Origin of the sequence: Streptomyces sp. NPDC089799, from assembly GCF_040684755.1 — a bacterium.
Taxonomy (GTDB): Bacteria; Actinomycetota; Actinomycetes; order Streptomycetales; family Streptomycetaceae; genus Streptomyces.
Map to the genome: position 1 here is coordinate 13,018 of NZ_JBFBGR010000032.1, position 23,679 is coordinate 36,696.

At 69.9% G+C, this 23,679-nt stretch carries 18 protein-coding genes; 6 read left to right on the plus strand and 12 right to left on the minus strand.

Annotation, left to right across the window (positions count from 1 at the left end; translation table 11 throughout):
* Positions 1–75: 75 nt before the first annotated feature.
* Positions 76–1,350 (plus strand): MFS transporter, encoded by a 1,275-nt coding sequence (locus tag AB0O36_RS28525; RefSeq protein ID WP_365115155.1) that lies wholly within the window; start codon positions 76–78, stop codon positions 1,348–1,350.
* Complete coding sequence (locus AB0O36_RS28530) at positions 1,347–1,901, plus strand: GNAT family N-acetyltransferase (RefSeq protein ID WP_365115156.1); 555 nt, start codon at positions 1,347–1,349, stop codon at positions 1,899–1,901. Before AB0O36_RS28525 ends, AB0O36_RS28530 begins: the two co-directional genes overlap by 4 nt.
* On the opposite strand, the gene AB0O36_RS28535 is transcribed toward AB0O36_RS28530, so the two are convergent.
* Both AB0O36_RS28535 and AB0O36_RS28540 read right to left on the minus strand, forming a co-directional pair.
* A complete protein-coding gene (locus AB0O36_RS28535) occupies positions 1,902–2,567 on the minus strand; it encodes a hypothetical protein (RefSeq protein WP_365115158.1) in 666 nt (221 codons plus the stop codon).
* Positions 2,568–2,625: 58 nt separating this feature from the next.
* Positions 2,626–3,183, minus strand: coding sequence for a 2'-5' RNA ligase family protein (locus AB0O36_RS28540; protein ID WP_365115159.1), 558 nt, complete (start codon positions 3,181–3,183; stop codon positions 2,626–2,628).
* A gap of 96 nt (positions 3,184–3,279) precedes the next feature.
* Here AB0O36_RS28540 and AB0O36_RS28545 point away from each other — a divergent pair, with 96 nt between their 5' ends.
* The gene (locus tag AB0O36_RS28545) at positions 3,280–4,302 is read left to right on the plus strand and encodes a 2-oxoglutarate and iron-dependent oxygenase domain-containing protein (RefSeq protein ID WP_365115161.1); all 1,023 of its coding nucleotides are present in this window, start codon (positions 3,280–3,282) and stop codon (positions 4,300–4,302) included.
* 19 nt (positions 4,303–4,321) lie between these two features.
* On the opposite strand, the gene AB0O36_RS28550 is transcribed toward AB0O36_RS28545, so the two are convergent.
* From AB0O36_RS28550 to AB0O36_RS28570, 5 genes are all read right to left on the minus strand, one after another.
* Entirely contained in the window at positions 4,322–4,984 is a 663-nt protein-coding gene (locus AB0O36_RS28550; RefSeq protein WP_365115163.1) for a maleylpyruvate isomerase N-terminal domain-containing protein, read from the minus strand.
* An 83-nt stretch (positions 4,985–5,067) separates the two neighbouring features.
* Positions 5,068–5,931 carry a DMT family transporter gene (locus AB0O36_RS28555; RefSeq protein WP_365115255.1) on the minus strand — a complete coding sequence of 288 codons (864 nt, stop codon included), beginning with the start codon at positions 5,929–5,931 and terminating at the stop codon, positions 5,068–5,070.
* A 110-nt stretch (positions 5,932–6,041) separates the two neighbouring features.
* The gene (locus tag AB0O36_RS28560; RefSeq protein WP_365115256.1) at positions 6,042–6,512 is read right to left on the minus strand and encodes a GNAT family N-acetyltransferase; all 471 of its coding nucleotides are present in this window, start codon (positions 6,510–6,512) and stop codon (positions 6,042–6,044) included.
* A gap of 53 nt (positions 6,513–6,565) precedes the next feature.
* Positions 6,566–7,249 carry a ScbR family autoregulator-binding transcription factor gene (locus tag AB0O36_RS28565; RefSeq protein ID WP_365115164.1) on the minus strand — a complete coding sequence of 228 codons (684 nt, stop codon included), beginning with the start codon at positions 7,247–7,249 and terminating at the stop codon, positions 6,566–6,568.
* Positions 7,250–7,415: 166 nt separating this feature from the next.
* Positions 7,416–8,201: a DUF1838 family protein gene (locus tag AB0O36_RS28570; RefSeq protein WP_365115166.1), complete on the minus strand. Its 786-nt coding sequence runs from the start codon at positions 8,199–8,201 to the stop codon at positions 7,416–7,418.
* A gap of 59 nt (positions 8,202–8,260) precedes the next feature.
* Between AB0O36_RS28570 and AB0O36_RS28575 the strand changes: the two genes are divergently transcribed.
* Positions 8,261–9,292, plus strand: coding sequence for a S66 peptidase family protein (locus tag AB0O36_RS28575; protein WP_365115168.1), 1,032 nt, complete (start codon positions 8,261–8,263; stop codon positions 9,290–9,292).
* Between the two features lie 102 nt (positions 9,293–9,394).
* Here the strand turns inward: AB0O36_RS28575 and AB0O36_RS28580 are convergent, their stop codons facing one another.
* Complete coding sequence (locus tag AB0O36_RS28580; protein WP_365115169.1) at positions 9,395–10,822, minus strand: AMP-binding protein; 1,428 nt, start codon at positions 10,820–10,822, stop codon at positions 9,395–9,397.
* A gap of 204 nt (positions 10,823–11,026) precedes the next feature.
* Here AB0O36_RS28580 and AB0O36_RS28585 point away from each other — a divergent pair, with 204 nt between their 5' ends.
* Positions 11,027–11,368 (plus strand): hypothetical protein, encoded by a 342-nt coding sequence (locus tag AB0O36_RS28585; protein ID WP_365115170.1) that lies wholly within the window; start codon positions 11,027–11,029, stop codon positions 11,366–11,368.
* A 117-nt stretch (positions 11,369–11,485) separates the two neighbouring features.
* Here the strand turns inward: AB0O36_RS28585 and gdhA are convergent, their stop codons facing one another.
* Positions 11,486–12,850 carry an NADP-specific glutamate dehydrogenase gene (gene gdhA, locus AB0O36_RS28590; RefSeq protein WP_365115172.1) on the minus strand — a complete coding sequence of 455 codons (1,365 nt, stop codon included), beginning with the start codon at positions 12,848–12,850 and terminating at the stop codon, positions 11,486–11,488.
* Between the two features lie 553 nt (positions 12,851–13,403).
* Here gdhA and AB0O36_RS28595 point away from each other — a divergent pair.
* Positions 13,404–13,898 carry an anthrone oxygenase family protein gene (locus AB0O36_RS28595; RefSeq protein WP_365115173.1) on the plus strand — a complete coding sequence of 165 codons (495 nt, stop codon included), beginning with the start codon at positions 13,404–13,406 and terminating at the stop codon, positions 13,896–13,898.
* A gap of 38 nt (positions 13,899–13,936) precedes the next feature.
* On the opposite strand, the gene AB0O36_RS28600 is transcribed toward AB0O36_RS28595, so the two are convergent.
* The 3 genes from AB0O36_RS28600 to AB0O36_RS28610 all read right to left on the minus strand — a co-directional run bounded on the left by AB0O36_RS28600 (position 13,937) and on the right by AB0O36_RS28610 (position 23,434).
* Positions 13,937–14,392, minus strand: a complete 456-nt coding sequence (locus AB0O36_RS28600) for a DUF1772 domain-containing protein (protein ID WP_365115174.1) — start codon at positions 14,390–14,392, stop codon at positions 13,937–13,939.
* 1,010 nt (positions 14,393–15,402) lie between these two features.
* Positions 15,403–15,957, minus strand: coding sequence for a hypothetical protein (locus AB0O36_RS28605; RefSeq protein WP_365115175.1), 555 nt, complete (start codon positions 15,955–15,957; stop codon positions 15,403–15,405).
* Between the two features lie 13 nt (positions 15,958–15,970).
* Positions 15,971–23,434, minus strand: a complete 7,464-nt coding sequence (locus AB0O36_RS28610; protein ID WP_365115176.1) for a ricin-type beta-trefoil lectin domain protein — start codon at positions 23,432–23,434, stop codon at positions 15,971–15,973.
* Positions 23,435–23,679 lie beyond the last annotated feature (245 nt).

A 23,679-nucleotide genomic window follows, 5' to 3' on the forward strand; every position in this document is an offset into this window, starting at 1 on the left:
GAGGCCTCCCGGCTCGCTTTGATGCCTCCGATCGCGAATCGGTTGTGCGGGTGAGAGTGGCGGGGGGCATGGGGCATGGGCATGGGGCGGCCGTTCGCTTGGCTGTGGGCCGCGTACGGGACCAGCGCGCTCGGCACGTGGCTCGCCTTCGGCGCCTTCCCGCTGATCGCCGTCCGGGTGCTGCACGCCGGACCGGCCGAGGTCGCCGCGCTCGCCTCGGTGGGGGCCGCGGTGGGCGCGCTCGTGGCGGTGCCGCTCGGCCCGTGGGTGGAGTTCCGCCGCAAGCGGCCGGTGCTCATCGCGATGGACCTGGTGCGGTGCGCGGCGCTGCTGACGGTCCCCGCCGCGTTCGTGCTCGGCGCGCTCACCTTCCTCCAGCTGCTGCTGGTCTCGGTCGTCGTCGCGGCGGCCGACATCACCTTCCGCGCGGCTTCCGGGGCGTACCTGAAGACGTTGCTGCCGGCCGAGGACCTGCTGCTGGCCAACGCCAGGTTGGAGTCCACGGCCTGGACGACCACGATCATCGGACCGCCGCTGGGCGGCGCCGCGATCGGGCTGCTCGGCCCGGTGGCGACGGTCCTGGCCGACGCCGTCAGCCACGCCCTCTCGGCCGCGGGCATCCGCGCGATGGGCGGGCGCGGCGAGGAAGCGGAACCGGAGCGCCGGGAGGGCGCACGCATACGGCCCCGGGACCTGCCGGACGGCTGGCGGTACGTCCTCGCCGACCGGACGCTCCGTGCGCTGTTCTTCAACACCACCCTGTTCAACGGCCTGGTGATGGCCTCGACCCCGCTCCTGACCGTCCTGATGCTCGGTGGTCTCGGGTTCACGCCGTGGCAGTACGGCCTCGCCTTCGCCCTGCCCTCGATCGGCGGGCTGATCGGTTCACGGTTGGCCCGGCCCCTCGTCACCCGGTTCGGGCAGCACCGGGTCCTGGTCACCGCCGGAACGCTGCGCGCCCTGTGGCCCGTCGGCCTGGCCTTCGTGGGGCCGGGCACCGGAGGGCTGCTGCTGGTGATGGGCGTCGAGTTCGGGCTCATCCTCTGCTGCGCGGTCTTCAACCCGGTCCACGCCACCTGCCGCCTCGAACGCACCGCCACCGACCGGACCGTCCGCACCCTGACGGCCTGGGCGGTGTCGACCAGGGCCGCGACCGCGCTCCTGACGGCCGTCTGGGGCGTACTGGGCACCCTGCTCGGCGCCCGCACGGCCCTCGGCCTGGCCGGGGTCCTCCTCCTCGCGACCCCCCTCCTGCTCCCCCGCCGCGCGGCGCCGCCCCCTCCCGGCCACGGTCCACGGCAGCCGGATGACAGGCTGGTCCGCAAAGACCACGGGAGGGGACCCGCATGAGCGGAACAGAGGAAGTGGCCGTCGTCCGGCTCGACGGGCCGGCAGCAGCAGCCGACGAGGAAGCGTTCCGGCTCGTCTACGCCGAGGTGTTCGCCGGGCCGCCCTACTTCGAGACCGAGGAGACCGTCGCGGCCGCCTTCCGCCGCTTCGGCACGCAGACCCGCAGGCCCACCTTCCTCGCCGCCCTCGCCCGCGGCGAGGACGGTGAGCCGGTCGGCATGACGTACGGGTTCCGCCTGGACGCCCACACCGACTGGTGGGACCGGCTGACCACGCCGGTGCCGGCGGACATGCGCCGCGAGGACGGCCACCGGACGTTCGGCCTGATGGAACTCGCCGTACGCGCCCCCTGGCGCGGCCGCGGCATCGCCCGCCGACTCCACACCACCCTGCTCGCCGGAACCGACGCCGAGCGGGTCCTGCTCAACGTCCACCCGGAGAACGGGGCCGCCGTGACCGCGTACCGCTCCTGGGGCTACCGGAAGATCGGCGACGCCCGCCCGTGGGACGAGGCCGACCTCCACGACGTCATGTTGCTGCGGACGCCCTGATCAGTTCCCCGCGGGGCGGATGAGGACCTCGCTGCCGATCGGGGTGAAGCCGACGGCCAGGAAGGCGCGCAGGGAGCGGGAGTTCCCCGGCGAAACGGCGGCGAAGACCGGTTCGCCCTCGGGGACCAGAGTCAGGGCGTCCAGCAGCAGGGACCGCCCGACGCCGCGGCCGGCCTTCTGGCCGGCGGCCTCGTCGAGGGCGATGCCTATCTCGTGACGCCCGGCGAGCCCGCGCCCGACCGTCACGAAACCGCGCTCGTCGCCGTGCACCCGTACGCCGGCCCGCATGGCGCGGGCGTGCCGGACCCGGGGGTGGTCATCGACATCGTCGCGTTCGCCCAGTACGGGAGCCGCGCCCGGTCGGCCGGAGCCCCGCGCCACGAGGCTGGCGTCGGTGACCCCGACCCAGCCGCCGGGCCCGGCGAGATGCAGCAGGAACGCGGGGGCGTGTGCGAGGCCGAACCCGTCGGGACCCTGGGCGAGCACCTCTTCGGCGGGCAGGCGGGTGGCCACGAAGGCGTGCCCGGTGAAGGCGAAGGAACACTCCAGCCCGCCGTCGAAGGGTGGCAGGACGGTCACGCCGCCGTCGATCTCGGGAAAGCGTCCGTCGGCGGCGTCGAGAAGATGGCCGAGCAGGGGATGCCGCGGCTCCGTGTTGATCGTCATACGCGGACCCTAAACCCCTTCGCCCCACGGCCTCATCGAGCGATTCACCACGTGAACATCAGCCGGCGCCCAACCCGACCGAGGCACGGATCCGCATCGGCCCCTCCCCCCGCCGCGAGAGCAGCACGACCTCCTCGACCCGCGCCGACACGCTCCCCAGCCGGGCGGCACATTCCGCGGCCAGGCCATGCGGATCCCGAACGGTCCGCCCGAGGGACAGGTGCGGCGTGAACCGCCCCGCACACCGCGGGAAAGGCGCCACCAGCGCACCCTGCAGCCCCACCCAGGGCGCCGGCCCGTCCGCCGCGGGGTCCAGCCACACGGTGGAGTACGCCCGGTGCCGGAAACTGCGCACCCCACCCAGCCGGACGTCGAACGGCGCACACCCGGCGGCAGCCTCCGCAAGCAGCGGCAGCGCCCGCTCGAAGTCCTCCTCGGGCACGAACCCGAACACCAGGTTCACATGCGGCGGCCACCGCCGGACCTGCGGGTCGTACACCTCGCGAATGCTCTGGATGGCGGGCCACAGCCCGGCCGGCGGCACCCAGGCCACCGCCGTCCGCCGCGTGGGCGCAACGTCCGGACACCCCGCAACGCCCACCCGGACATCCACCACACCCCCATCATGCGCCCCACCCCCTGATCGCTTCGAACCTCCCGTCCCCCAACCCGTGCAACCCGACACGAGCTCCCGCCCGAAGGAGGCACGAACATGTCCACGTTCCGGACGTTCCGCATGGCCGACACCACCTCCGACCACCAGCGACAGCTGGGCCGGGCAATGATCGACGCGTGGCAGCACGACGGCATCCTCCAGGTGGAACGCGACGCCGTCCTCCAGGAACGCACCGAACACGCACTGCACGCGGCCCGCACGTTCTTCAGCCGCCCCCTCGCCCACAAGACGACGTGCGTGAACGACCTCTCCTACAGCGGGTACATCGAGTCCGGCGAGGAGCTCACCGCCGGCCTGCGCGACCAGCCGGAGATCTTCACCATCACCCCGGACCTACCCCGCCACCACCCCCGCGTACGGGCAGCCCTGCCGTGCCACGGCCCGGTCCCCTGGCCGGACGAGTCCTTCCGGACAGCGATGCAGGCGTACCTCGAAGCGGTCGGAACCCTGGGCGAACAGATCCTCCGGCTCATCGCCCTCGGACTGGACCTGGAGCCGGATCACCTGACCCGGTACACCCGGGAGGGCTGGCACCACATGCGCGTCCTGCGCTTCCCGGCCCGCACCACCACCGTCGAACGCGGCATCGGCTCCCACACCGACTACGGCCTGCTGGTCATCGCGGCCCAGGACGAAGTCGGCGGCCTCTACGTACGGCCACCGCTGGAAGGCGAGCACCGCCCCCGCAACTGGCGCCCCGGCGAAAGCTCGGCCGGCCTGGCCGAACACGAACCGGGCTGGCGCTACGTGACCCCCGTACCCGGGGTGGTCACGGTCTTCCCGGGCGACATCCTCCAGTTCCTGACCAACGGCACCCTGCTCTCGACACCCCACAAGGTGCGCCTGGCAGACCGCGAACGCTTCACCCTCGCCTACTTCCACGAGCCGTCCTTCGACGCCCGGGTGCAGCCCCTGACACCCGACGCCAACGAGTCCCTCCACTACGGACGGCACTTCACCGACATGTTCATGCGCTGCTACCCGGACCGCGCAACAACCCGCCGCATCACCACCGAAGGCCGCCTGTCCCACCTCCCCCCACCCACCACCCAAACCTGACCGGCCATTCCCCACCCACTCACCCGATCACGAACGGCAGCCTCCCGGCCAACTCCCCCAGTCCGGCCCGCTCCACCGCACTCGGCACACGCCGCCCGGTACCGACGAGCAGTGCATCCCGATCGGAGAAGGAAGCCGGAAAACGAACCCCGGTGATCCCCTCCAGCATCTCCCTCGACCGCCCGAGCGCCTCCGCCGACGGCCCCGGCACGTGCGGCAGACGGGCGACCAGATCAAGATGGTGCAGCGTCCACTCCAGGACGTAGGCGGAAAGATAATCGCCCGCACGCAGCACTTCCCCACGCGTGCCGACCCGCAGCTCCGGATCGACGAGCCCGGCCGCGCGCCCCGCAGCGGCCCCGACGTCGTCCAGGTGGAACTTGAGCAGCCCCGGTTCCCCGTACGCAGCAGCCATCCGCACGGTCAGCGCATCGAGCGGATCCTCACCCGTCGGCACCGCCCCGCCGACCTCCCAGTACGTCACCGCGTCACGCGTGGGTTCCCCCGCTTCCGGAGTCACCAGGGTGATCAGCACATCCTGGGCGTCGATCACCAGATGGCACACCAGATCCCGTACGAGCCACCCCCGGCACCCCGACGGCCGCCCGAAATCCTCATCCGCAAGCCCCGCCACCGACGCACGCAACGCAGTCCACGACCGCAAGAAGAGTTCCGTATCCACCCGACGAACCTACAAGTCGGGCCAACGCCAGAGCAGCAGGACCGAAGGTCCCTCCATTCCGTTCCGGGGGGCCGGCCCAACCCCTACGCCCGCCCCCGCACCCCCGCCGGCCGTCGGCGCGACACCGCCACACCCGCCAGGCAGATGGCGCCGCCGAGCAGGGTGAGCCGGCCCGGGACCTCCCCGAGGGTGGTCCACGCAATGAGCACCACCACCGCCGGCACCGCGTACGTCGTCGCGCCCATCTTCCCCGCGGTGGTGCGCGACAGCGCGTACGACCAGGTGGTGAAGGCCAGCGCGGTGGGCCCCAGGCCCAGGTAGACCATGTTCAGGACGGCCGAGGCCGGCGCCTCGGGCAACTCCGAAACCAACTGTCCGGCGAAGGGCAGGGTGAACGCCGTACCCACGAAGCAGCCGTACGTGGTCACCTGCAGCGGTGTCCCGTGCCGCAGCGCCGGCTTCTGCGAGACCACCCCGGCGCCGTAGGCGAGTGCGGCGAGCAGACAGAGCAGCACACCCGCCACCGAGGACGATCCGCCCTCGGACGTCGACATCCCCACCACGGCCGCGCCGACGAACGACACGCCCATGCCCGCCATCAAACCCGGCGGGAAGCCCTCCTTGAGCAGCCAGCCGCTCAACAGCGCGATCACGATGGGGCCGATGTTCACGACCATGGCCGCGGTGCCCGCGTCCACCTGCTGCTCGCCCCAGTTCAGGACGACCATGTACAGCCCGAACCAGAGCACGCCGGAGGCCAGGATGCCCGGCCAGGCCGCGCGCGGCGGCACCGGCACCCGCTTGATCAGCAGTACGACGCCAAGGGCGATCGAGGCGGTGAGGAGCCGTCCGAGGGCGAGCGCGCCCGGGTGGAAGTGGTCCGCGGCGGACCGGATGGACACGAACGCGGACGCCCACATCACCACGGTGACGGCGGCCGCCGCCAGGGCCCGCCGGTCGGCACCGAATCCTTCGGCAGAGCCGGCTCCCGCACCGGCCCCCGCGCCGGCCCCCGCGCCGCCACCCCCGCCCGCAGCCTTCATCTCCGAGGAACCGCTCACCGCTGTACGTCGCTGTCGAGCGCGCGGCTCAGCGTGAACCAGGGCACCGTGTCACCCGGCTCAAGGAGGTACTCCTCGACCACCGTGAAACCGTGGGCATCCGCGAAACGCAGCCCCTCCGGGTTCGAACCGAGCACCACGGTCTCCACGGTCGTGGCCCCGAGCTCGCGGGCCTTGGCCATGTTGCTCTCGTGCAGGAGCGCGCCGAGCCCGCGGCCGCGGTACTCCGGGAGCACCCGGGCGATCACCGTGGCGACCGTCGGGTCGTCGGTGGGCGGGCGAACAGTGGAGCAGCCGACGAGGACGTCGCCGAGGTAGGCGACCTCCAGGTGGTTGCGCCCGGAGCGTTCCCGTACGGCGTCCAGCGGGAGCGGGTCCGCCGGGATGATCAGGTTGTGGACGTGCTGCCAGTCCTGGAGAAGGGTCTCGGCTTCGCCGTGAACCCGTTCAAAACGCAGTTGATGCAGTTCATTACGGAGATCAGTCACGGAAGAAGAACACCCAACCGACCTCCGCACTGTCAATCAATTTGGACGCCCACCGGGCAGGGCGGCGCAGAAGCAGAAGCAGAGGCAGAGGCAGAGGCAGAGGCAGAGGCAGACCAAGACGACGCCAGAGCCGCACACGCCTCCGGCGTCGCAACGGCCGGCAGCAGGTAGCGCCACATCACGGCGATCCGGGCGGGCAGGTCCGCGTGCTGCTCGGAGATCCGGCACATGACCTGCGTCCCCGTGTACGCAGCCATCAGCACCCGCGCGAACTCCACCTCGTCGACGTCCGGCAGCAGCTGCCCCATCTCGCGCGCGACGGTGAGCTCCTGCACGAACCGGTCGATCCACCACTCGTAGATCGTGAACTCGCGCAGCCCGGACTCCCCCTGCTCCACCGCGAGCTTGACCCCGGCCCGGAGCAGCACGTTGACCTGCATCTCCTCGGCGAGGTAGCGGGTCATGTCGAGCAGGTGCCCGAGGCCGCCCGGCCCGGGCGGGAACCGCAGGTCGCCCGCGTGCTCCAGGATGACCGCGCGGGCGAGGCCCTCCTTGGACTGGAAATGGAAGTACACGGCGCCCGCCGTGACCCCGGCCCGTTCACGGATCTTGTTGATGCTGGCGCCACAGAAGCCGTTCTCGTCGAACACCTCGGCCGCGGCCCGCAGGAGCACTTGCCGGGTGCGTCGCGCCCTGTCCTGCTTCGGTTCTGCCATGAGACGTTTCCCCCGCCTATTCGGCAAGACAAATAAAAAGAGAGTGTCCTTTATGTTAAACAGCGCGATCATCCGCTACCAGCAATATGCTGATTCATCGTCAGACCTTTACCAGATCCAACGAAGGCCGGCGCCAAGCCCAGCCCCAGGCCCACCCAGCCCAGCCTCAGCCCCCCGCAAGCTTCCTGAAGTACGTCCAGCTCGTCTCGTTGGGCTCGCTCCACGCCTCCGGCGCGTGCGCGAACTCCGGGTGGTGCCCCGCGATGTACGCCCGGGTCCGCTCGGGTACGTCGGCGTACGAGGGCAGCTTGCGCCCGCGGCAGTGGAACACGAGCCCTCCGGGCCGCTGCCCCTGCTCCATCCACGGCAACCAGGGGGACATCCGGACCCAGGACACGTCGGCCGGCACACCGGCCTCGTCGGTGGTGAGGACATCGGCAGGCGCGAAGAACTGGAACAACTCCAGGGCCCGGTACGTGTCGTCCGCGGAATGCGCGGGGAAGTCCGCGACCGGAAGCGGCGACGGATAGGAAAGGGGAATCTCCACGCTGAAGCAGACCCGATCCCCGAGGTCGGTCACGGGGACGGGGAAAGGCCGCAGCCGCAGGTTCGCCGGGTCGTTCCAGATGTGCACGACCTCGTGGCCCTGCCACGTCTCAAGGATCTCCCGGGTGCCGGGATCCAGATAGAAGGCCGCCTCCCGGGAGAGCAACTGAAAGCCACCACCATCACCCTCCGACACCTCCACCAGCCGGGCCACGTTGACCCCTTCGAATCCGAAGATCCGCTGGTAGGGCTCCCCCGGCCCCCAGGAGTAGACGTCGCCGGTCCAGTGATAGGTGACCTCCCTCCCGTCAAGGGAGGCGCGGGCCCGGGCGAAGGCCCGAAGCAGTTCGGCGGGGGTGCGCGCAGGAGTGTGGGACGACGTGGGTGAAGGCGTGGAAGCACTCATGGTGCCAACTGTGGAAAACGCCATACGCCTTCCGCAAGGTCGTGTGTGAGAGTGTCCGAATGACCATCCGTTACCCGCGCCCCCTGCGCCCAGGTGACCGTATCGGTGTCACCTCCCCCTCCAGCGGAGTTGCCGAGTCCCTCCGCGGCCGCCTCGACTTCGCCGTCAAGACGGTCGAGGCGCGCGGCTACGAGGTCGAGATCGGCCGGTGCATGGACGGCGACGCCGGCCACGTCAGCGCGTCCGCCGCCGAGCGGGCCGACGAGCTGATGCGGATGCTGACCGACCCCTCCATCCGCGCCGTGGTCCCCCCGTGGGGCGGCGAGACCGCGATCGACCTGCTGCCGCTGCTGGACTGGGACCGGCTGCGGGACGCGGAGCCGACCTGGGTGGTCGGGTACTCGGACATGTCGACGCTGATGACTCCGCTCACCCTGCTGACCGGCTGGGCGACGGTACATGGCAACAACCTCATGGACACCCCGTACCGAACCCCCGACGGACTGGCCTCCTGGCTCGATCTGGTGGCGCTGGAGCCGGGCAGCCGTGTCACGCAGGTCCCGCCGGGCCGGCACCGGAGCACCGGCTGGGACGACTGGGCCGCCTTCCCCGGCATCACCGACCTGAGCCTGGACACGGCCGCCCCCTGGCGCCGCCTCGACACCACCGGCGACGTCGTGGCCGAAGGCCGCCTCATAGGCGGCTGCATCGAAACGCTGTGCAACGTCACGGGCTCCCCCTACGCCGACATGACCGCCTTCGCCCGCCGCCACGCCCCCGAGGGCCTGATCGTGTACGTCGAAGCGTGCGAGGACAGCGCCCTGCGCATCTGCCGCGACCTCCACGGCATGCGCCTGGCCGGCTTCTTCGACACCGCCAACGCCGTGCTCGTGGGCCGCACCCCGGCCCCCGACTCCCCCTCCCTCACCCAGGACGAGGCCGTCATGGACGCCCTGGGCGGGCTCGGCGTACCGATCATCGCGGACGTCGAGTGCGGGCACGTGGCCCCGTACCTCCCGATCGTGAACGGAGCCCTGGGCCGGGTGGTCCACACCCCCGAGCGCAGCGAACTGACCCAGACCCTGGCCTGAGCCACGGCCCGATCCTCACCCTGCACTTGAGCTTGAGCCTGATCCAAAACTCGGACCCGGGGCCACGCCCGCCGCCACGGCTACGGCCACGGGCCCGCCGGCTCACCCTCCCCCGAGCAGCAGCTTCTTCTGCGGCTTCCCCATGGCGTTGCGGGGCAGCTCGGCCAGGAAGCGGACCTCGCGCGGCCGCTTGTGCACGGCCAGCCGGTCGGCGACGAAGTCGGTGAGCTCGTTCCCGGTGACGCCCTCCGCCACGACGAACGCCACGATCCGCTGCCCGAGGTCGGCATCGGGCACGCCGACCACCGCGGCCTCCCGCACCCGCGGGTGGTCCAGCAGGGCGTTCTCGACCTCGCCCGCTCCGATCCGGTAGCCGCCGGACTTGATGAGGTCGACGGACGCACGGCCGACGATCCGGTGGACCCCGTCCTCGGGGTCGATGGCCGCGATGTCCCCCGTACGGAACCAGCCGTCGGCGGTGTACGCGGCCGCCGTGGCCTCCGGGTTGTTCAGATAGCCGGCGAACAGGGTCGGCCCGGTCAGCTGGAGCTCGCCGATCTCGGCCCCGTCCCCGCCGCCTGCTCCGGCCCCGGATCCCAATCCCGCCCCCGCCCCCGCCCCCGCCTCGACGACGATGCGCGTACGGATCCCCGGCAGCGGCGTGCCCACGGTGCCGGGGCGGGGCACGGTGCCCGCCCGGCCGCTGACCGTGATCAGCGTCTCCGTCATGCCGTACCGCTCCACCGGCCGGTGTCCGGTGAGCCCTTCGAGGGCCCGGGAGACGGGCGCGGGCAGCGCGGCGCTGCCGGAGACGAGCAGCCGGGCGGACCTGAGTGCGGCTGCCTCGCCCGGGTCCGCGGCGATCCGCGACCAGACGGTCGGCACCCCGAAGTAGAGGCTTCCGCCGGCAGCGGCGTACGCCTCGGGGGTCGGACGCCCGGTGTGGACGAGGCGGCTGCCGGTGCGGAGCGCGCCGAGCACACCGAGCACGAGCCCGTGCACGTGGAACAGCGGCAGTCCGTGCACGAGGGTGTCCTCGGCGGTCCACTGCCAGGCGGTGGCGAGGGCGTCGAGGTCGGCGGCGATGGCGGCGGCGGTGAGCACCACGCCCTTGGGCGGGCCGGTGGTGCCGGAGGTATAGAGGATCAGCGCCGGCGCAGCGCCGGGCTCCGGGGACGAGGGCACGGACGCCCCGGCGAGGCGGACGGGGGCAGCCGACCGCCGCGACCAGTCCACGGCGATCTCGACCGCACCCGAGTCCCGCAGGATGTGGTCGCGTTCGGCGGTACCGGCATCCGGCGGCACCGGTACGACGGGCACCCCGGCGAGCAGTCCCCCGACCACCGCGGCGACGGTCTCCAGGGAGGCGGTCGCGTTCACGGCAACGGCCGGCGCGCCCGCGATGTCGGCGGCCACGGCACCCGCGGCGCCGAGCAGGTCCTCGTACGAAGCGGGCCGGCCCGCCACGCGCAGGGCGTCGGGTCGGTCGCCGAAGGTCCCATCGAGCGCGGTGAGCAGGTCCCCGAGCACGGCAACTCCCCTGTGATCACTGCCTGGACATGACCGGACACGATCAGCCTACGCCGCCGCACGGACCGACTCGTTGCATGCACCGCCCCGCCGCCGACACTCCCGACACGGGGAGCAGCGGCTTACGATCACCCCATGTGGAAGAAGGACACCGGCACGTGGTCGCCAGGCACGACGGCGACAGGTATGACAGGTGCGACAGGTATGACAGGTGCGACAGGTTCACGTTCGTACCTGTCCCTCTGGTCCCGGGACTCCGTCCTGTCGATCGGCTCGGTGGGTTCCGTGCTGTCGATCGGGTCCGTCGGGTCGGTGCTGTCCGTGGGTTCGGTCGGCAGCACCCTGTCGTTCGGTTCGATGGGGTCGGCGCTGTCCGCCCTCTCGGCCGGCTCCTGGCTGAGCCTGGGTTCCGTACTGTCGGCCCAGTCCCGCTGGTCGGTCCTGTCCTGGCGGTCGGACCGGGCCTTCATGGCCGCCGGTGTGACGGCGGCCGCGGCCATCGCGCTCGCGGCCACCATCACGACCTCTGACCGCCGCCGGCCGTAAGGCGTAAGCCATCGGCCCGCGGCGGTCAGCAGTCAGCGGTCACCACTGAGCGGTCGGCAATCATCACTCACCACTCAGCGGTCACCAGTCAGCAATCAACCCACAACACAGGCGGGGTCAGATCAGCCCCTGCACCAGCATCGCGTCGGCGACCCGCTCGAAGCCGGCGATGTTGGCTCCGGTGACGTAGTCACCGGGCGCCCCGTACCGCTCCGCCGTCTCGTACGACACCGCGTGGATCGAGCGCATGATCTCGGCCAGCTCCTCCTCGACCCGCGCCGGGGTCCAGGCCGAACGGGACGCGTTCTGCGCCATCTCCAGCGCGCTGACGGCGACGCCGCCCGCGTTCGCGGCCTTGCCCGGGCCGAACGCGACGCCGGCCTCCTGGAACAGCCGGACCGCCTCGGGGGTGGTGGGCATGTTGGCGCCCTCCGACACCGCCTTGACCCCGTTGCGGATGAGCGTACGGGCGGCCTCCTCGCCGAGTTCGTTCTGCGTGGCGGAGGGGAAAGCGACGTCCGCGGCGACGTCCCACACGCTGCCGCCCGCGACGTACTTGGCGGACGGGCCGCGGCGGGCGGCGTACTCGGACACCCGGCCGCGCTCGACCTCCTTGATCTGGCGGAGCAGCGCGAGGTCGATGCCCTTCTCGTCGACCACGTAGCCCTGCGAGTCGGAGGCGGTGACCGGGTTGGCACCGAGCTGCTGCAGCTTCTCGATCGTGTAGATCGCGACGTTGCCGGAGCCGGACACGACGGCCGTCTGACCGCTCAGGCCCAGGCCGCGCACGGCGAGCATCTCGGCGGCGAACAGCACGCTGCCGTAGCCGGTGGCCTCGGGACGGATCGCGGAACCGCCCCAGCCCTGGCCCTTGCCGGTGAGGACGCCGGCCTCCCAGCGGTTGGTGATGCGGCGGTACTGGCCGAAGAGGTAGCCGATCTCACGGCCGCCGACGCCGATGTCGCCGGCGGGGACGTCGGTGTGCTCGCCGATGTGCCGGTACAGCTCGGTCATGAAGGACTGGCAGAAGCGCATGACCTCGGCGTCCGACTTGCCGTGCGGGTCGAAGTCGCTGCCGCCCTTGCCGCCGCCGATGCCGAGGCCGGTGAGGGCGTTCTTGAAGATCTGCTCGAAGCCGAGGAACTTCACCACGCCGATGTCCACGGACGGGTGGAAGCGCAGGCCGCCCTTGTACGGGCCGAGCGCGCTGTTGAACTCCACGCGGTAGCCGCGGTTGACGTGGATCCGGCCGTGGTCGTCCTGCCAGGGCACGCGGAACAGGATCTGCCGCTCGGGCTCGACGATGCGCTCGAGGAGGCCGAGGGAGGGGTCGGCGAGCTCGGGGCGCACGGCGAAGACGGGAGCGAGGCTGTCGAGGACTTCCCGTACGGCCTGGTGGAACTCGGGCTGGGCGGGGTTGCGGCGCTCGGTGTCGGCGCGCAGCGCGTCGAGCCGGGCCTGCGGGTCCTTCGTGTCCTTCAAGGCGGTCCTTCCCAGAGGTGTTGATCCGGTACGTCCCACACACGTACACACGTACACACGCGCGACTCACGCGCACACGTACGCAACGTCCGCACACACGTGCGCAAGTACGCAGGTATGTACGTACGCACACGCTTGCGCGTGCGCGTAGGCACATACACAGCACACGCACGTACACGTCGCGCGCGTTCATCACAAACGTTCGACGCGGAGGTTATCGCGCCAGGGGAACCCAACGGACCGCTGTCCGATGGCATTTCACTGCCACGCATTGGCAGCATCCTGCCAAACCCCGGTGGATTGCCGGTGACGGAACAGGGAAGATCCGGCGCCGCCCCGCCTCCGTCCGGTCACGCTCACTGCACGATTGTGCCGTTACGGCTGTGACAAAGGGGGCGTTCGAATAAGATCGCCGCGCTCTCGGCACCGCCTCACCTCCTGGCCGACAATCGACGGTCGGAGGCCCACGGCCAGCGGCCCACGGCCGGCGACCGGCAGCGGGCAGCCCGCGGTCCATCAGCCCGCGGTCATCAGACTCATCAGGGGGACTCGGATGGAAACGGCAAGACTCGCACTGCTCATCGCCGCGACGATCACCACCGGCTGGATGAGCGGCCTGTTCTACGGCTTCTCGGTCTCCGTCATGCCCGGTCTGGCGCGCGCCGCCGACCGCACGGTGATCGAAACCATGCAGCGCATCAACGTGGCCATCCTCAACGGCTGGTTCCTGCTCGGCTACCTGGGCGCGCTCGTCTTCACGGGCATCGCCCTGGGCCTGTCGGTCCCCTCCGACGGCCGGCCCGCTCTCGTCCCGCTGATCGGCGCGTTCGTCACGTACGCCGCCGCCATGATCCTCACCGCCCGGGTGAACATCCCGCTGAACAACGCCCTGGAAGCGGCAGGGGCGCCGGACCGCATGTCCGACGCCACCGCCACGACCGTCCGCCAGTCCTTCGAACGCCCCTGGGTCCGCGCCAACGCCTGGCGCGCGGTCCTCTGCACGGCGTCCCTGGGCTTCCTGGCGTGGGCGCTGCTGGAATCCTGCTGACCCCGGCAGCAACCCTCACCCAAACGAACCGGTCGCTGTCACCGCCGCCCGAGGAGCATGCAGGCCCGGACAAGGCACCCCAGGGCGGCGGTGCACAGCACGGTCCGGAGGATGTTCGTCGTCACCCAGGTGGACTTGAACCGCTCCACGACGGAGAAGTCGGTCACCTTCGCCGCGTTCCCGAGGTCGGCCAGCTCGTTGTTGAGCGGAATGTTCACGGCGAACGTGATGACCAGCGCCACCAGATAGGCCAGGGCAGCCACACCGACCCACACCGCGGTCGCCCGCCTGCCCTTCCGGAACTCAAGAACAGCAGCCACCACCGGCAGCACCAGCGCAAGCAGGAACACGAGCACGAACAGCCCGTTCCCGTCGATGGCCGCGTTGAACTCCTGCATGGCAGCCACGTACGTCCGGTCGTCGGTCTTCGCCAGCCCCGGCATCACCGAGATGTCGTAGGCGAAGAACAACCCGGCCATCAACCCCACGAACACGGTCGACACCCCGACCAACCACCCGACGACCTTCCCGCCCCCACCACTCCCGAACGCCGCATCGGCACCCCTGGACGCCACACCAAACTCAGACACCACAACTCCCCCATCCCAGTCCAGATCCTCTGGGGCCACTCAGCCCCCCTGAGTTCCTGCCGCCTGGGGATGCTGACATCTCCCGGCCCGTCCCAGCAGCCCTCGTCGGCAAAAACTTGGGGAAAAACAGGCTTCCAGAGCACCGCACGGAGCATCTACCGCAGCAGCGCGACACGGACCGCCCCCGGGAATCCCCGGGGGCCGACCCACCGGGACCGCGCCCGGGACAGCTCCCGGCACCACTCCTCGCGGCAGTCCCGGCAGACACCGCCTTCCGGTGGTTCACCGACCCCGGGACGCTCGCACGCCGAACAGCACCAGCGAACGTCGTAGACGGCTCTGCCCCGGCTGCGGAACACCAGCGGCGTGCCGCGCCGGTCGATCCACCCCGGCAGTGAGGGAGGTGTGGCGTGGCCCGATGGGTCGGCGTGCCGGGTGGCTCACACCGTGGCGCTGCGCTCGGACTTGGCGGCCCCGGGGGGGGCGTCGGGGCCTGGGGCAGAGCCCCAGAACAACTCCCCGCTGCTGGCAGTTGCGCGCCCGGACCGGCGGGGCCGCCGGCAAGCGGGGCGGGGATAAGAGCGGGCGGCGGCCCCGCAGGGCCGGAGCGCGCGGCCCGCGTCAGCGGGCCGCCTTGATCAAGTAAAGAAACTCTGAACAGCTCACCGTCCGACTCCGGTTCCAGCGCGACGCGTGGCACTCTCAACACGGCCCTCGGCGGCCCGACAGGTCCCGAGGCGGCCAGGTTCGACGGCGAGGAACCGCCAGCCTGCTCTCGGCCGTTGACGTTGCCGTCAACTACTGCCGTCACCCCACGAAGAGACCCCACAAGGCGGTACCTGGCGGGGCTTGGCTACCCCAACGAGTTGAGGCCCTGTCCGGAGCGGACGGGGCCTCAAACCTGACCCTTTGAGCTACACCTGATCCAGCTCCGCGAGCGAAGTGGAGATCAGGTCACTCAGTTCGACCAAGTCGTCGGAATTCCTTGCCGATTCGAGTGCAAACTTGGCCGCCGGTCTCGCATCGGGATCATTCAATCCACAAATCAGGAGGAGATCGATTGCCGAACTCCTACAGTCGATATTCTTGGACATCTCCAAGATCTCGCAATAAGCAGGAAATCCGAGGAGGATGCCCGTCAAGCATTCCTGGGCGATCTCTCCCGCCTGTGGTTGAAGTTGCTTATGTCCTTCCGAGGCAATGACAGCCAGCGCTTCCAGAGCTCTGACCAGGGTGTGACCTTTGAAGCTGTAAACCCCGTGGACAAGACATCGAGCTGCTGCGGCGGAGGACTCCGACAGGGTTCCCGGCGACACGCTCTCGTCTTCGATCCGCTGAACTGCCAGATCCACGTCATCGTCGGATACTGCTTCACACAGGTCGATGAGCGCGCCGCGCAAGATCAGTGAATCTTCAGCCCAAAGGCTCCGCAGCGAACTCCAATCATGCCTGTCGATCTCGACCTTCATGCCAGCCCTCCGCTTAGTCAAAGAGCCTAAGGACATCAGTACTGAATACCGTCCCGGCTGCCGGGAATGCGCCACGCCCGTACCTAGATTCACACGAGGAGCAGATTTTCACCTGCTTGAGTTCCGTCGGAGCCTTCCTTGGGCGCACCGCAGAAGTGAACACTATCTTGCCCGGATCGCCCCCGAGCGCGCTCACGACGCACGCCTCGGCACATGCCCCATTAAAGGCGTTGGCAGCGGCGGCAAACTGCCTTGTCTCCGTGTTGTACCCAGCCGTGACTACCGCAGGTCGCTTATTGGTAGGCATTGCTCCGATTTCCCTGGCAAAGCGATCCCTTTCGCCTTGCGCCGCTGTCAGAAGGTCCTCGTCCGAGAGCCCGGAACCATCCTGCGGAGTGCTCGCCGTGCAGTTGTGGACAAGGACTGGCGTGGCCCCAGCCAGCACATAGTACGTGTGGAGGTCGGTGACGGTGAGGTTGTGGACTGTTTCCTGGAGGGAAGTCCGGCGTTGGATTGCGGAGATCTGGACGTAGGTGCCTGAGCTGGTCTGGAGCCACTGGCCGGGCTGCAGGTCCTTGGCTTCGAGCCACTTGTTCAGCTCGGGGATCCAGAACGGGTGGCCGTCGGTGGCGGTGATGACGTCGCCGGCAGAACTGTCCGACGTGACCATGATGTCGACGAGCTTCTTCACGCCCTCGCCGGCGATGGTCGCCGTTACCTCCTTGGGCACTGTCCGCCCCGTCTCCGGGTCAGTGGCGAGGACCAGGTCACCAGGCTTGATGTCCTCGATGGCCTTGGTGGTGCCGTTCGCCAGGGCGACGGACGTTCCGACAGTGAAGCTGTTTCCGGTGCAACTTCCGCCTCTGGCTGCTGCACCCCCGCCGCGGAACTTCGCGGCAGTCTTGGCGATCACCTTTCCGGCTCCGAAGCCCAGCGCCGCGCCTGCAGCGCCGACTCCGGCCCCGATGCCCACGTCCTTGAGCAGGCCCATGACACTGTGGTCCGCACCTGGTGTCATCGCGTTGGTGACCGCCGCGCCGGCAGCACCCGCGACCGCGCCACAGCCCACCACGAGGCCGAACCCCGCGCCGCCCGTTGCCAAGCCCGCAGCGCCGGCACCGGCAACGCAACCGGCGCCGACGACGACTTCAGTGGTGATCGAAACGATCGTGACCTTGTGTTTGTTGATCCAGTGGCCGGTGGCCTTGCCCTTCTTCTTGGCGTGGCACCACGCGTTCCAGCCGCAGCCCTTGCCCTTCTTGCTCGAGCTGCCGGCGCTGGCGCCGCCCGAATCGGATACGGAATCGTCCACCGTGATCTCGTCCACGAAGCCCCTGGCGGGTCTGGTGGAGCCGCCCATGTCGGCTAGTTGCAGGCCCGTCGGGTCCCAGTTCGTGAGCGGGTTGCCGTTGGCGTAGGTGTAGCCGTTCATCTGGAGCGGGTCGGTGTTGTCGATGATCGGGTCGACCGAGATGAAGCGGCCCGTGGTGGGGTCGTATTCGCGGGCGCCGATGTGCGTCAGGCCCGTGGTGGTGTCGTCGATGCCGACGCCCAGGAACGTGCGATTGCCGGGCCAGCCGGTGGGCTGGGTGCCGCGGGGGTTGCCGTACGGGTCGGACTTGCGGCGGGAGACGGCCTGGCCCGGGTCCTGGTCGATCGAGGTGGTGGCCGTGTTGTGGTGGTCCGACAGGAGCTGGTTGAGGTTGTGGCCGATGGTCTTGCCGAAGGTGTGGCGGACCGTGGTCGGACCGCCCGGGCTCGCGTAGTAGCGCTGGGCGTCGAGGGCCTTGCCGGCCGAGTCGACCGTGATCTCGGCGTCGGCGAGGTACAGGGTGCGGGTGGCGCCGGTGTTCTCTATCAGGCGGTTGCCGTCGGCGTCGTAGAGGTACGTGGTGGTGTCGGTGAAGCTCCACTGCTGGTGCGCGGCGCCGGCCGAGCAGGGGGCCAGGGTGAGGTCGGTGCCGTTGGTCGAGTTGGCGCCGGGGACCTCCACGCATTTGTTCGTGGCGGGGTGGTGAAGGGTCTTGTCGGTGGCCCGGTAGACGAACTTCTGGTTCGTGCCGCCGTTGCACGTGGCCAGGGTGACCGCGCCGCCCGTGGAGGTGGCGCACTTGCCGAAGGCCTGGAGGGTCTGCTTGCTCAGGCGCCACTGCTGCGCCTTGGTGTCGTTGCAGCTGTAGAGCTGGATCGGAGTGCCGTCGACCGTGGCCGCGGACTGGACGTCCAGGCACTTGCCCGCCAGACCGAGCACCGGGAAGGCTCCGATGCCCGGGCTGTCCGCAGAGGTCAGCTTGTTGCGGCGGTCCCAGGTCAGGGTCTGGGTGTCGCCGTTGATCGTGCGGCGCGTGGTGTTGCCCGCACTGTCGTAGCCGTAGGTGGACACCGAGGTGATGGTCGAGCCCGGGTCTCTGGTCTCCGCCGTCACCTTGGTGAGGGCGTGCGGCTGGGTCTTGGTGGTGGGCTGGGTGCCGTTGTTGGTGACCGTGACGCCGTACTCGTAGGTGTACTTGTCGTCCAGGGCGCCGTTCGTTAGGTCCTTGTCGATCAGCTTGGTGCGGTTGCCGATCCTGTCGAACTCGTACTGCTGCCAGTAGCCGTCACCGTCCGGGCCCGGCGTGACATCGGTGAGTTCCGTCTCCGCCGCCGCCCGGCACTTGTCGTTGTCCGAGGTCCACGCCTCCACCAGCTGGCCCAGCGGGTCGTAGCGGTAGCACTGGCGGTCGGTGCCGGCGGGTTGCTTGTCGGCGACGGAGGTGATGTTGCCGACCGTGTCGTAGGCGTACTTCAGTTCCGCGATCCGGTGCTGGGGACCGGTTTCGCGGTCGGCCAGGGACTCCGTCACGCGGCCCGTGCTGACGTCGTAGAAGTTCGTCGTCCAGACGCGTTCCGGAGCCGGGCCGGAAGCCGTGCGCAGCACTTCGCCGTAGGGGCTGTAGACGGTGTCGGCCGTGTACCAGGACAGGCCGGAGAAGGTGGTGGGTGCGCCCTCGGCGTTGTAGCGGGTGACCAGGCGTTCGGCCGCGAGACCGCCCGGGGTGGCAGGGACGGTGGTGGACTGGACCTTGCCGGTGGGCGTGTACGTCGTGCCGTAGGCGTAGGTGCCGGCCAGGCCCTTGGTGTCCGCGGTGTCCGGGATGGTCAGTTTGCTGCCCGTGGGCCGGTACTCGGCGTCGTAGCCGGTGACCTCGCTGGTGAACGCCTTGCCGTTGTCGTCGTAGGCGATGGAGGCGACCGGTTGGCCCTTCGCCCCCGGCAGCGTGTCGAAGGTCCAGGCGGCGACGAGCTTGCCGTCCCAGGCGTCGTCGCGCAGGGCGACCTTGCGGCCCAGTACGTCGTACTTGTGGTGCTGGGCGCGCCCGGTCGCGTCACGGGTCCAGGTGACCTGGTCCAGGTCGTTGTAGACGAACTCGGCCCGTCCCATGTCCGGGTCGTCGGACGTCTTCTTCCGGCCGCGGCCGTCGTAGGTGTACGTCCAGTCGTTGCCTGCCGCGTCGGAGACCTGCGTGAGCTTGCCGCGCAGGTCGTAGGTGTACGTGGTGTCGTTCGCGGTAGCGAGGTCGGTGGACGTGAAGTGCTGGATCTTCGACGTGCGGCCAAGGACGTCCGTCCAGCTCTTCACCGCACGGCTGCCGCTCAGGGGCGTCACCCCGTCGGCGGACATTCCGGTGCGGGCGAGCGTCCAGTCGCCCCCGTACTGGGTCGTGCCGGAGTACTTCTTGTCGCCCTTGTGGAAGGTGGTGGCGCGGACCGGGCGGCCCGCGCCGTCGTAGGCCGTCTGGGTCGAGTTGGCGACCGAGAAGTCGGACCTCGGGTAGAAGATCTGCTCGGTGGGCTCGCCCTCGGCGTGGTACTCGTTGTCGGTCCGGCGGACGGCGCCGTGCTGGTTGTAGTAGGTGTCGGTGATGATCCGGCCGCCGCCCAGGGCTTCCTTCTGGGTCTGGACGGGGCGCAGCAGGCCGTCGTGGATCGCGGTCGAGACCTCGTACGTGCCGTTGTCGCGCAGCACGCGGGTGGTGACGGCCGGCGGCTCCTGGGCGGCGATCCGGTAGCCGAAGGTGTACGCCGGCTTGTCGCTCGCCGGCTTCCGGGACGGGGTCCAGACCTTGGTCGTGCGGCCGAGGTGGTCGTACTGCATGGTGACCTTGTGGCCGTTGGCGTCCGTGGTCTCCAGGGCGCTGCCGCGGCCCGGGTCGGTCTTCGTGGTGGTGGTGTGGCCGAGGGGGTTGGTGACGGTGGTGGTGAAGGCGGAGCCGGTCGCCGGGGAGAACGAGGTCGAGGTGGCGTTGCCCGCCGCGTCGTAGATCTTGGTCACGCGGCCCAGCGCGTCGTACTCGGAGCGGGCCGTGGTGATCCAGCCCGTTCCGGCGGCGTCGTTGGTGTCGACCTGCCGGGCCAGGCCCTTGGTCGGGACCTTCCCGAAGGCGTTGAGGGCGTCGTAGGAGGTGCGGACGGCGGACAGCAGGGTGCCGGTGCTCCGCTGGGCGCAGGTGCCCGCGGTCGTACGGACCTCGTGGGGCAGGCCGATCAGGTACGTGCGCTCGTTGTGGACGTAGCCGGTGGCCGCGCAGGTCTGGTCCGACGTCCCGGAAGGGGTGACCGCTTCCTTCTGGACGGTCTTGAGCAGTCCGTATTCTTCGTCGTCGTAGGTGGACCGGGTGCGGACCGTCCGGGTGCCGCCGGTCACCGTCTCGACGGCGTCCGTCCGCACGGTCCGGGTGCGGTAGGCCTCCAGGGTGGTGTTGTCCTTGCGCGGGCGTGACCCGGTGTTGTGGCTCTCCGGCCAGTTCACCTCCCGTGAGAGGACCTTGATGTCCTTCTCCGCCTCGGCGCGCCCGAGCTCCTTCACCTTCTGCGGGTCGGGGGCCCGGTCGTAGGTGATCGTTTCTGCGGGCATGCCCTGGTACTGGAGCAGGTCCTCGGCGAGTTCGGTGCCGGTCGAGTCCTTGACCTGGAACTTCGCGCGGCCTGCGTCGCCGGACATGCCGCGGAAGTAGCGGGTGCGGGTCTGGGACTGGACGGTGGCGTCGGCCTCGCCGGTGCGTGCGGTCGCGCCCTTCTGGACCAGCACACTGGCGTAGCCGCGCCATTGGTTGTACGTGCGCAGCCTGGGCTTGGTGAACTCGTCGGTGTCCTTCGCCCAGGCCGTGCCGCCCTCGTAGACGTACCTGGTGACGACGCCGGGCTGGCGGGAGACCCGGTCCCGCTCTGTGACGCTGTCGACGACGTACTTGTTGAAGTACTCCAGCGGAGGGTTTTCGAGGGTGGGGTCCGGGGACCAGTGGACCGGGTAGCAGCGGGTGTCGTTCTTGACCGGGTCGGGCCTGCTGCCGAACGCGCAGGGCGATGAATAGTCGACGTATATCTCACCGCCGGTCTCGGTGCGGATGGTCTGCACGCGCTGTCGGCCGAAGCCCGGTGTTTCGTCCTTGCTGCCGGTCTGGACCCGGTTGGGCATGGGGGTCTTTTCGTCGTTGGGCAGGAAGGAGACCTCGGGCAGGTCGGTGCGTACGTCGCCGTCCTCGTCCTTGAGGGTGCCGTAGCCGTAGCGGGTGATCGCGCTCAGCCACAGCGGGGGATGGGTGTCCGTGCTCTGCGTGGGGAAGAACTGCTTGAGGTCCCACTGGTCGACCTGGGACAGGGCCGTGGAGCCCTCGGTGCGCTGGGCGAAGGTCTTGACGTTCACCAGGCGCTTGCGCGACCAGAAGCTCGGGGAGCCGACGTAGCAGTTCTTGTCGGTGAACCTGCAGTTCAGCGTGGCAGGGGTGTCCCACCAGACCTGCTTGTCCTCATAGTTCTTGGAGTCGAACTTCGCCGGGTCGCACTTGGCCCGGACCTCTTGCTCGCAGCGCTCCGTGACCCCGAACTCGACCTTCGCGGCAGGTGTGCCGTCCAGGTCGGCGGCCCGCAGGCCGTAGAGGATCCGGGTGGGGTGGCCGCCACGGATGTAGCCGACCTTGTCCTTGGCGGTCTCCTGGAACTTCTCGTTCCTGGCGTAGCGGTTCTCTTCGCGGGCCCAGTCGATGACCATGGCGTTGCCGTGGACGTCCTCGACGTAGTCGAGGTTCCAGCGCCAGCCCTGCCGGCAGGAGGACGCGGCGTAGGTGGAGGTGTTGCAGGGTTCGCCGGGGTGGTTGCCGAAGACCGGGGTGTAGAACACCGAGTTGGTGACGGTCGGCTTGGTGGAGCCGTCCCCGTGGGCGCCGACGTTGTGCCGGCCGAAGTGGTAGCGGGTGCCGTCGCGCGTGGTGACGACCCAGTACTCGCCGTCCTTGGCCTCGTTGCGGGGGGCGTCCGGGTCGGTGACGGTGACGCGCTCGACGCGCGAGCCGTCATCTGCTGAGGGGACCCACGTGCCGGGGTTGGCGGCGTCGGGGACGAGCTCGGTGGTACTGCCGCCCAGCGACATCACCAGGTTGTCGCCCGCCCAGCACAGGTCGCCCTTCTTCTTGTCCGTGGCGTTGTCGTTGTTCGGCGCGGGGCCATCCTTGACCAGGGGCTCGCGGTCTTCCGAGCAGGAACGGTAGCGGCGCTCGATGAAGCCCGGCGCGTAGTCCCAGCCGTCGCCGACCCAGGAGGCCTGGCCGTTGGTGACCGAGGTCTTGCCGTCCACCGCCTGGGAGGAGTACGAGAAGGCGATCTTCGGTGCGGGGCCGGCCGGCGGGGCCGGAACCGTCAGCGGATAGGTCCAGGAGAAGCCTCCGCCGCTGCCGCCCGCCGTCCATGTCCCGGAGGGTGAGAGGGGCGATGCCTTGTACGAGTTGGCGGGGCCCTTGGTGCTGTCGGACGCCACCATCACCACCGGGCCGGCGCTCGCCGTCGCGGCCGTGCCCTGTGCGGCGGCACCGGCGCCACCGGCAGCACCCGCAGCACCCGCAGGGTCGATGGTGGCGCGAACCGTCTTGGTGTCCGGGTTGTTGGCGGACGGAATGGGGGTGGCGGTGGCGCACTCCGGCAGGTCCGGAGTGTCGAAGAAGCAGGCGGGGAACTGCCTGAACTCCAGCCGGGTGGACCATTCGGTACCGAAGAGGTCCTTGAACTGCCCGTAGTTCAGTTCCACGTCGACGGGGGCGGAGCCCTGGGCGGGCGGCGTGACCTTGATGATCGCGCCGTCCACGCCCGCCGCTTCGGTGTCCGCGCGGGACTTGACCGCGACCGACCAGGTGCCCGAGGGAACGGGCGTGTCCGGGGCGGTCGGCGTGGCCGTCTTTCCGATCTTCACCGGCAGTGCGCCCGCCTGGACCAGTTGCGTGTCGGTCGGCTTCAGGGTGACGGGCTCGGAGTCGCCCGCGGGCGGGCTCACCTTGGACGGATCGAACTCGACCGGGGAGGGCGTGGGCCCGCCCACCCAGCCGGCCATCGCGGCCGCCCTCTCCTCATCCGGTGCCGCCGGCTCGTCGGCCTGCAGCTTCGGCAGGTCGAAGCCGGTGCGCCCGCCGGGTGGCGCCGCCCATGCCTGGACCGGCAGTAGCGTCGCCATGAGCAGGACCGACAGCCCGGCTGCAGTGCGGCCGGCTAACCGGGCACGGACCGCTCGGGCTCTTCCGGTCCCGGGCATGCGGAAATTGTTCGCCGTGAACGGCGACATTGTGGACCCCCCCACGCCACTGCCGGACGCGCCAACGGACACGGACGGCAGGGAAATTGACAAATAGCCCGCCGATTGTGCGGGCGACCGGACCGAGAAATCCACACCCTCAGAACCGGTGTGGCGTCAATCACTCA